This is a genomic window from Fibrobacterota bacterium, assembly GCA_019509785.1.
Taxonomy (GTDB): Bacteria; Fibrobacterota; Fibrobacteria; order UBA11236; family UBA11236; genus Chersky-265.
Genome location: JAEKLQ010000063.1, coordinates 112,861 through 121,233 on the forward strand (window position 1 = coordinate 112,861; position 8,373 = coordinate 121,233).

The window sequence follows — 8,373 nt, forward strand, 5'->3', positions numbered from 1 at the left end:
AGGCGAATGCGTCCTTAAGGCGGTAATGCCTGATCTTTTTCCGGGACGCCGTCCCGGCTTTTGCGCAGTTCCGATTTCAGTTTCTCCCGAATCGCGAGCAGGCTTCTATCATACCTTCCATCCTTGAAGTCCGGGAAGGCCCAAGGCAAGGGTTCGAACCGCCCCTTCGCGTATTTAAGCAGCAAATCCGCGTATACGCCGTCCGTAAGATACAATTTGCAGGGTCCGCGCTTAAAGGAAGCGAGAACGACCTTATCGGCATCCAGATAACCCGCATCCAGGTTGCAGGACCGCTTTCCGCCCTTGCTCCAGGAAGCTTCCAGATCCGCGGCTTCGTGCTTGAAGGCGGCCAACCCCTTGGGATCGAAGAGGCCGCGGAAAGAGGCGAAGCCGCGATGCAGGTCGTCCCCGAACTCTTCCCGATAGTACAGGGTGGTGTCGAAAGCCCGGAAGGCCCCTTTGAAATCGAGGGGGCCGAACCTTCTTTCCAGATCGTCCCAGAGGGCCTCGGAGGGCCTCGGGCCGGATATGAGGATCGCTACGACCCGCTTGGAGAGGGCTTCCGTCGGGGCCGCGGAGACGTCCAATCGAGGTTCCACGGGAAGAAAAGTAACAGGTTCCCGGGCGCGATGGAGCGAAGAAATGGCAAGCGTCGCCGGGAAAAATTGATAGAATGATCCAGTCCCCCATGCGCCGCTACGCCTTATACAGCCTGTTTGCCGTCCTTTGCGCCGGTTGTTCCAACCACGCGGTCGTTAAAGGCGCCCTCTCTTCGGACGAGCGCCGGGAGTACGTGGAACAGACGGGAGCCCTTATACCACAACGTCTTAAGGAGGATTTCGTCTCCGGCCGGGCGGCCCCGGGCATGAGCAAGGAGATGGTGATATTCCTCTACGGCCAGCCCGATCGCACCGAGCAGAACCGCTACGGGATAGGCTGGATGGGCGCCAACGATACCGCGGCCCTCTCCGACATGAACGATTCGATGTGGAATTACCTCAGCCCCGATAGCGTTTCGATCAAGCGGGGCATGGCTTTCAGGGGGGATACGGTCGCGCGCGTCACCGGGGACGCGTCGAAGTGAATCCCCGCGGACCTCGTCCGGGAGCAATCTCCATCGTATCGAGAAGCGTTTTCCCGTTGAAGCCCCGCGGGATTTTTTTATATAAAGGCTGTGCCGTTTCCTCTGTCTTCTCGTTATTCACCCCCTAGAAAGGACGCCACATGGCAGACAAAGCCCTAACCCAAAGTCAAATCGTGGATCAGCTCGCGACGTCGACCGGCCTCACCAAGGTGCAGGTCCGTTCGTTCTTCGAGAGCCAGTCCGCGCTGGCCTATAAGAACGCCAAGAATGGGTTCACCATTCCGGGCCTCGGCAAGATCGTGCTGGTGAACCGCAAGGCCCGCATGGGCCGGAATCCCGCCACCGGCGAAGCGATCAAGATCCCCGCCAAGAAGGTGGTGAAGTTCCGCGTGGCCAAGGCCGCCAAGGAAGCCATCGGCGGAGTCGCTCCGAAGAAGGCCAAGAAGAAGAAGTAAGCTCAAGAGCCCCTTATGAAAATGGGGCTCTAAGGTCGGGGCCGGCATCGTCGGCCCCTTCTTTTCCTCCTCCCCCTCTCCTTCCTCTCCCGCCCTTTAAACACAGACTCTCCAGCGCATCGGCCCCCACGTCGGCCATGTGATCGCCATCCCGCTTGTCCTCCGTTTCCCCGGTTATCTTCCGTCCATGCGCGCCGTCCCGCGGGAGATCGTCTCGTTCGCGCGCGGCCTGCGGGCCGCCGCCCGGAAGGGGTATCACCGACGTTACGGTCTGGCCGCGGCCCTGCCCATCGCCTGGGCCGCCCTGGATGCCTACGTTTGGCCCGGATGGTCCTACCTGGGATTCGCGGCCATGGCCTTCTTCCTCGAAGCCAGGCCGGGCCTTCGCTTGGCGGCATTGGCCGCCGCCTTCGTGGGCGCATCGATTCTCTTCTCCGCGCGTACGCCGCCGATCCCGGCGGCCTTGCCGGAGGGTTCCTTCTCCATCGAGGGTACGGTGCGCGGCTTCCCCTCCCGGCAACGCGGGGTCCAATTCGACTTGGAGACGGACCAGGGCGGATTCCGGGTCCGGGCCGAGGATCCCGGCTTCGAAGTGCTTCCGGGGCAAAAGCTGCGCATGCGCGCCCGCCGCACCCCGGCGGAAGGCCCGACCAACCCCGGCCAATTCGATTTTCCGGCCTACCTGCGCTCGCAAAACCTGCGCGGGACCCTCAAAGCCGATTCCCTATCCGTCCTGGCGGGGCCGGGCCTATGGGATAGGCTCGTGATAGCCGCGCGCCGGGCCATGGTTCATGGGCTCGATCGCGCCGTGCCGCCGGGCGAAGGTCCACTGCTGAAGGCCGCCCTGGTCGGGGACACGGACGGGATCGATCCCGGCTTGGTGGACGATTTCAAATCCAGCGGCATGCTGCATATCCTCGCCATCAGCGGCCAGCACGTGGGCATAATAGCCTTGATATTCCTCCAGATCGGGGCACTGCTGGGATTGCCGCGCAAGGCCGCCTTCCTCGCGACGGCGGCCCTCTTGGCGCTCTACGTGCCCGTGTGCGGCGGCCAAGTCAGCGTCCTGCGGGCGGCGCTCATGTTCGCCTGCGGACTGCCCGGCGTCCTTTGGGAAAGGCCAGGATCGGCGTTGAACAACCTGGGATGGGCCGCGGCCCTCACCCTCCTCGTCATGCCCTGGGACATCCTCTCCATGGGCTTCCAGCTTTCCTACGCGGCCACCTATCTGCTTATCCTTTATTCGCGACCCTTGGCGATCCTGATGGCGCGCTGGCGCGTCCGCCGGGCATTCCCGGCTTACCTGGTCTCCACGCCTCTGCTTTCCCTGGCCCTTTTCCTGGGGGCCTACCCCGTGCTCGCGGCGGCTTCGCACCTGTGCGCGCCATCCTCCCTGATCGGCAACATAGCCACCATCGGCATCAGCTCCGCCATGCTGGCCTCCGCCTGCCTCGCCTTGCTGGCGGCGCCCGTGGCCGCCGTAGCCGGCTGCTTCGGGGCCTGCGCGGGAGGATTGGGAGCGGCCTTGGCGGCTTGCGTGCATACCTTGGCGCGTCTGCCCGGCGCGGCCGTAGCGGTTTCCGGCATGTCCCTTCCTTTCGGTCTCTTGCTCATCATCGCGGTGCTCGCCTACCCCTATGCACTCCAAGTCCGTCGCGGTCGCGTGCTGGCCCTGGCCTGCGCCGCCCTATTCGCGGGCCGATGGGCCCATGGCGAACTCCGCGCGGCCGCTTCACGGGGCGAAGTCGTCTTCCTGGACGTGGGGCAAGGCGATGGCGCCGTACTCCGCTTGCCCGGCGCGGTGATCCTGATCGACGCCGGACCCGAACCCGCCGGCCGCGAAGTCATCCTGCCGTACCTTCGCTCGCAAGGGATCGACCGCATCGATATCGCCGTGGTGACCCATCCCGATCTCGACCATTACGGGGGCCTGGCCTACGTGGCCGGGCATATGGCCATCGGGCGATTCCTCTATCCCGGCGTAGACGCGGATACGCATGCCTGGCTCGGCCTTAAGCGCGTACTGGCCGAAAGGCGCGTCCCCGTCGATACGGCCCGCCGCGGCCAAGTCCTGTATGCCGGGGCGGATGACACCCTGCGGGTGCTTTCGCCGGAACGAGCCGCCCAGTACAAGGATCGCAACGATAATTCGGTGACGACTTTGTTGCGCCTGGGAAACCGCAAGGCGCTGTTCACGGGCGATCTGGGGCCGGAAGGCGAGTCGCGGTTAATGGAATTGGAACCGCGGCGTCTCGCGGGAGCCATCCTCAAGGTCCCCCATCACGGAAGCGACAAGTCCAATCCGGCCGCCTTCCTGCAAGCGGTTCGTCCGCCGCAAGCCTTGCTGTCGGTGGGACGCATCAATCGCTTCGGGCATCCCGGGCCCGTTACGGTGGCGGCCTTGCGGAGCTTGGGTTCCCGGCTCTACTGCACGGCCCGCGACGGCGCCGTGGTCCTGAACGCGGACTCATCCTGGAACCGTTTCCTGCCATCCGATACGTCCATGATCCCGCGGGCGCCGCCGAGGCCTCCGCGGCACGCCCGCGGAAGCCCGGCCGCCTTGGCATCCGTGGCGACGGGCGAAAGGACGCCGGGCGCAAAATTGTAGATTGGAGCCCCATGCCCGAACCCCTGCACGAAGCCGATCCCGAGCGGCTGAAGGCCGTCTATAAGCAGACGGATATCAAGCGCCTTCCGATGACGGGGATCGTGGCCGGTTATCATACCTTGCCGTTCACCTTGGTGGGCCCCAACGATGAATCCGAGAGCCCGGACCGGCCGGGTTCGGTCAAGCTCACCGGCCAGATCAAGGTGAGCCCCAAGCTCGTGATCCCCGTATCCCCGCACGACGAGCGCTTCGCGGACATGTTCCCCGAGTCGGAACCGTTCATGGATCGGAGCCTGGTGGCGCGCATGTTTTCCTTCAGCGCGGCCTATGGCAAGAATTACCGCATCCGCAACGAGCACTTGTCCGTGGAGGAATTCCCGGATACCGATCGCGAACTGATGGAAAAGGTGCTGAACGAATTATCGCGGGCGGAGATCATCAATATGGGCGTGATCTGGTGCCCGCAGCCGCGGTTCTATCCCGTGAGCCTGGAGCGGTTCATCGCTTCGGTTTTGGAGCGGGAATTCCGGTAAGTTCTCCCAAGTAACTTTTCTCCCGGATCTTCCCCCGAATAACACCTTGTTATTTGGTACCAATTTTATTTTCCTATGATTTCGGCGTTCGCGAACACGGGATTTCCCGTAACGGGGATATCCTTTCGTTGGAAACCAATCCTGGAGGACTACGTTCATGGGTAATCCGGCAAATCGGATCCGAATCCATTCTTCTATTTCTTTTCCGTTCGGGTTGATCCCATCGATGGCATTGGCTTTATTGGCGGGCAGCGCCCGCGCCCAACCTCTTGACGGCCCTATCATCACCCGTAACTTTCCATACGCGCTTCCGGGAAAGGAAATCCACGTCTGGAAGCATTGGGATGCCAAGGAAGGGAGTTACCGGTTGGGCTCTAACTCGGATCTCGTCCGCTCCTCTTCCGATTTAGTCGCGTTGGAAACCGCGGAGTGGGAATCGCGGAAACGGAAATGGGGGGCCCTTGGCGAAGCCCTGCAATCAAAGCTTTCCCGCATGGGTGACACCGGCAGCGTAGATGTGGTCGTCTCCATGAAATATCCCGAAGGGGTGGTTTACTTCGACAAGACGCGGGAGTCTGGCGAGAGCATGCGGGAGCAAAGCTTGCAGGTCGCCGCATTGGCCCCCGTGGCGGATGTCGAGGTTTTCCTCGCTAAGGTGGGCCTGGGGAACAAAGGGCGGATTTCCAAAGAGTCGGCGGTGGCGAACCTGACGAAATCGCAATTGATGAAGCTGATGTTCGCGGACGAGGTGGCTTCCATCGAGCCTTATTTTCCCGGAAGGCCGACGGGAACGCCGGCCCAATTCTCCACCCTGGCCGCTTCGGCGTACAACCATAGCTCGGCCGCTGTGCCTTCGGGCGCGGGCGCCGGCGTCAATGCCGCCACCTTGGAAGCCGGATTGAACGGGGACTTCCTGAGCTGCCTGGGGATAACCCCTTCCAACATCGTCGACGTCAATCCCGGCGCCAGCGAACATAGCATGGCCACCTGGGAATGTTTACGTTACGCGGCTCCGGGGGCCAAGCTGGGGAATAAGAATCTGGCGGGCAACTTTTTATACAATGCGCCGGGCAACCAGGACTGGATCATCAATAACGGGATCCAAACCCTCAGCCTCAGCTATTCCAACAGCGGGACGCCTACCAAAGCCGATATGCTTTTCGTGGATGATTTCGCCTATCAATGGCCGTTCCCGGTGTTCTGCAACCCTACGGGCAATGGCTTGCTGCATGACGACGGATCCGGTATGGCTCCGGATTACCAGTGCTATAACGCTATCAGCGTGGGGAACGTAAGGCATGTGAACCAGACCTATTTCGATTTGAGCGCGACCTCCAATCCCGACGGGGCCTGCACCCAGACCAAGAACCCTCCCCCCCGGTGGGGCAATTGCATCAGCGGGAGCGGAAGCGATTGCGCAGGCGACCGGGAAATGCCGTACCTGGTGGCGCCCGGCCATTCGCCGACCAACATCGTCAGCACGGTCCAAGGCCGCGAGGGTCAGCTCTTCCTGGATCAATGCGACTCCTATGATTGGTTCGAGTTGAAGTTCTGCGGGACCAGTTGGAGCGCTCCCGTCGTCAACGGCATCGCCGCCGACGTCATCGCCGCCGACAGCCGGCTGATCAATTGGCCGGAAAAGGTTCGCGCCGTTTTGATGGCCACGGCCCAGAACGTGACCGGCGGATATTGGTCTTCCCAGGTGGACGGCAAGGACGGAGCCGGCGTGGTTTATGGCTCTGCGGCCGTCAATTTCGCTTCTTCGCATTCTACGACCTATCCCAACAGCGCGCCGATCCAATACGGCATCGGATCGGGTAGCCTATATGCTTCCGATTTCTCCACCCCCGATATCATTTACAAGATCGGCATACCGTCCTCCAAACCCGCGGGCAAGCATTTGCGGGTGGTGTTGACCTGGGACAGCAATCCCGTCCTGGGCGGGGACAACGCGTTGAGCGATTTGGATCTCAAGGTTAATTACGGCACCAGCTCGAAGTCCTCCTTGAGCAACGATGGGAACGTGGAAATGGTGGACATCGCCAGCAACCTGATCCCGGCAGGCTCTACGATGGATGCCCATATCATCAAATGGTCCAACCGGATCCCCAGCGGCAGCCGGACCAACTTCTTTTACTACGCCATCGCTTGGACTTGGGTGGAGGATCATGCGCCGTAATCCCTACCGCATGGTCTAAAACCGAAGCCTCCCGCGTCAGGGGTGGTGGCGGAAAACGGAAGCCCGGCGTTGTGACAGGTTGTCGCGAGGCCGGACAACTTGGCGGCTTTTCCCCGCGGATGCCGCGTTTGATGGCATTATGGTCCGATGACGATCGCCCTGGCGCGCAGATCAGGAGGTGGCACATCCGTTGCTTTACCTCATTGCGGGATCAACCAGGAGGAACCCATGTTCGGCAAGAAGACGGAAAAACCGAAAGTCATCACCCTCGACGACGTCATCCCGGCGCATCCGGATGAGTATCCGGGGAAGTCGCTGCGGGCGCGCTTGGATTCGCGGCGGGAGGAGTTGCGCGACATCCATTCCCATAATCCTTCCGAGGCGTTGGAAGATTCCCAATTGGGCTTGGCCGACTGAATCCTTCGGCAGGCTGGCCTGCGCCGCCCGGATTCCCGGCCGCGGCGCGGCCGCGTTTCCCTTGAACCCTACAGGTTGAGCGCCAGCACCCGCGAATTGCGGTCGGGATTGTAGGCGGCTTGGCGTTCGGGAGGCATCACCGTGATGGGCGCTTCCCGGAAGCCATTGCGCATGAAGAAATCGCTGGTCTGGGTGGTCAGCAGGAACAGGGTTTTCACGCCCGATTTGCGGGCCTTATCCTGCAAGTACGAGATGATCTTGCGCCCGGTTCCCTGCCCGGTGTAGGCGCCGTCCACCACCACCGCGTAGAGTTCCGCCTTCTTGTCCGGATAAATCTTGAGCGCCGCGCAGCCATGCACGGTGGCGTCGATCTTATAGACCACGAAGTTCTCCAATTCGACGGCCAGCGTATCGGCGGACCTTTGGATCAGGACCCCGTCGTCCACGTAGGGCTGCATGATGCGAAGGATCTCCGGGATGTCCGAGGGCTTGGCCGGGCGGATCTTATCGTACAGGTTGGCGTAGAACATGGTTCCGTGGCCCGCGCTGGAGAAGACTTCCTGCAATAGGATGCCGTCCAGAGAACCGTCGATGAAGTGGACTCGATCGACGCCGGCGGCGCAGGCGTCCATGGCCAAGGTCACCAGTTCGCGATGTTCCGATTTCAACGATCCGGAGAAATCCCTGAGCAACAGGGCGCCTTCCTCCAGATCGAGGTTGGAAAAGAAGCCGGTGGCCTTTTCGCCTTCGTCGGCGAAACCGGCTTCGGGCACCACCGGTATGCCGGTGTCCACGCCGATGAAAAAGAGCTTGGTGGCGCGCAGGGCCTTGGCGATGGCCACCGCCAGCTCGCTGCTGTTCAGGTTGTAATCCTTGCCCACCAGGTTCCAGCCGATGTTGGGGACGATGGGGATGAGCCCGTCCTCCAGCATGTTGTTGATGAGGTTGACGTCCACCTTTTCCACGCGGCCGGTGTGCTCGTAATCGAGCCCGTTGAGCACGCCCATGGCGCGGGCCCACACCCAATTGCCCACCACGCCGTTGGCGCCGTTCTCGGTCAGAAGCGATATCAGGGTATTGGTCACGTTGGATGCGCC

At 61.9% G+C, this 8,373-nt stretch carries 8 protein-coding genes; 6 read left to right on the forward strand and 2 right to left on the reverse strand.

Annotation, left to right across the window (positions count from 1 at the left end):
- Positions 1-14: 14 nt before the first annotated feature.
- On the reverse strand, positions 15-587 hold the full coding sequence (locus JF616_18720; protein MBW8889797.1) for a DUF4416 family protein: 573 nt from the start codon (positions 585-587) through the stop codon (positions 15-17).
- Between the two features lie 86 nt (positions 588-673).
- On the opposite strand from JF616_18720, the gene JF616_18725 reads away from it, so the two are divergent.
- The 6 genes from JF616_18725 to JF616_18750 all read left to right on the forward strand — a co-directional run bounded on the left by JF616_18725 (position 674) and on the right by JF616_18750 (position 7,276).
- Positions 674-1,084, forward strand: a complete 411-nt coding sequence (locus tag JF616_18725) for a hypothetical protein (GenBank protein MBW8889798.1) — start codon at positions 674-676, stop codon at positions 1,082-1,084.
- Between the two features lie 140 nt (positions 1,085-1,224).
- Positions 1,225-1,539: an HU family DNA-binding protein gene (locus JF616_18730; protein MBW8889799.1), complete on the forward strand. Its 315-nt coding sequence runs from the start codon at positions 1,225-1,227 to the stop codon at positions 1,537-1,539.
- A 187-nt stretch (positions 1,540-1,726) separates the two neighbouring features.
- Entirely contained in the window at positions 1,727-4,147 is a 2,421-nt protein-coding gene (locus JF616_18735; protein MBW8889800.1) for a DNA internalization-related competence protein ComEC/Rec2, read from the forward strand.
- A gap of 11 nt (positions 4,148-4,158) precedes the next feature.
- Complete coding sequence (locus JF616_18740; protein MBW8889801.1) at positions 4,159-4,680, forward strand: hypothetical protein; 522 nt, start codon at positions 4,159-4,161, stop codon at positions 4,678-4,680.
- Between the two features lie 226 nt (positions 4,681-4,906).
- Positions 4,907-6,859, forward strand: a complete 1,953-nt coding sequence (locus JF616_18745; GenBank protein MBW8889802.1) for a S8 family serine peptidase — start codon at positions 4,907-4,909, stop codon at positions 6,857-6,859.
- A gap of 228 nt (positions 6,860-7,087) precedes the next feature.
- Entirely contained in the window at positions 7,088-7,276 is a 189-nt protein-coding gene (locus JF616_18750; GenBank protein MBW8889803.1) for a hypothetical protein, read from the forward strand.
- A 68-nt stretch (positions 7,277-7,344) separates the two neighbouring features.
- On the opposite strand, the gene argA is transcribed toward JF616_18750, so the two are convergent.
- A partial coding sequence (argA, locus tag JF616_18755; GenBank protein MBW8889804.1) for an amino-acid N-acetyltransferase occupies positions 7,345-8,373 on the reverse strand: 1,029 nt, incomplete at its 5' end.

Excerpts from the sequence above, each read along its gene's own strand:
- JF616_18725 (MBW8889798.1), top strand. The coding sequence starts at position 674 with ATGATCCAGTCCCCCATGCGCCGCTACGCCTTATACAGCCTGTTTGCC.
- JF616_18730 (MBW8889799.1), top strand. The coding sequence starts at position 1,225 with ATGGCAGACAAAGCCCTAACCCAAAGTCAAATCGTGGATCAGCTCGCG.
- JF616_18735 (MBW8889800.1), top strand. The coding sequence starts at position 1,727 with ATGCGCGCCGTCCCGCGGGAGATCGTCTCGTTCGCGCGCGGCCTGCGG.
- JF616_18740 (MBW8889801.1), top strand. The coding sequence starts at position 4,159 with ATGCCCGAACCCCTGCACGAAGCCGATCCCGAGCGGCTGAAGGCCGTC.
- JF616_18745 (MBW8889802.1), top strand. The coding sequence starts at position 4,907 with ATGGCATTGGCTTTATTGGCGGGCAGCGCCCGCGCCCAACCTCTTGAC.
- JF616_18750 (MBW8889803.1), top strand. The coding sequence starts at position 7,088 with ATGTTCGGCAAGAAGACGGAAAAACCGAAAGTCATCACCCTCGACGAC.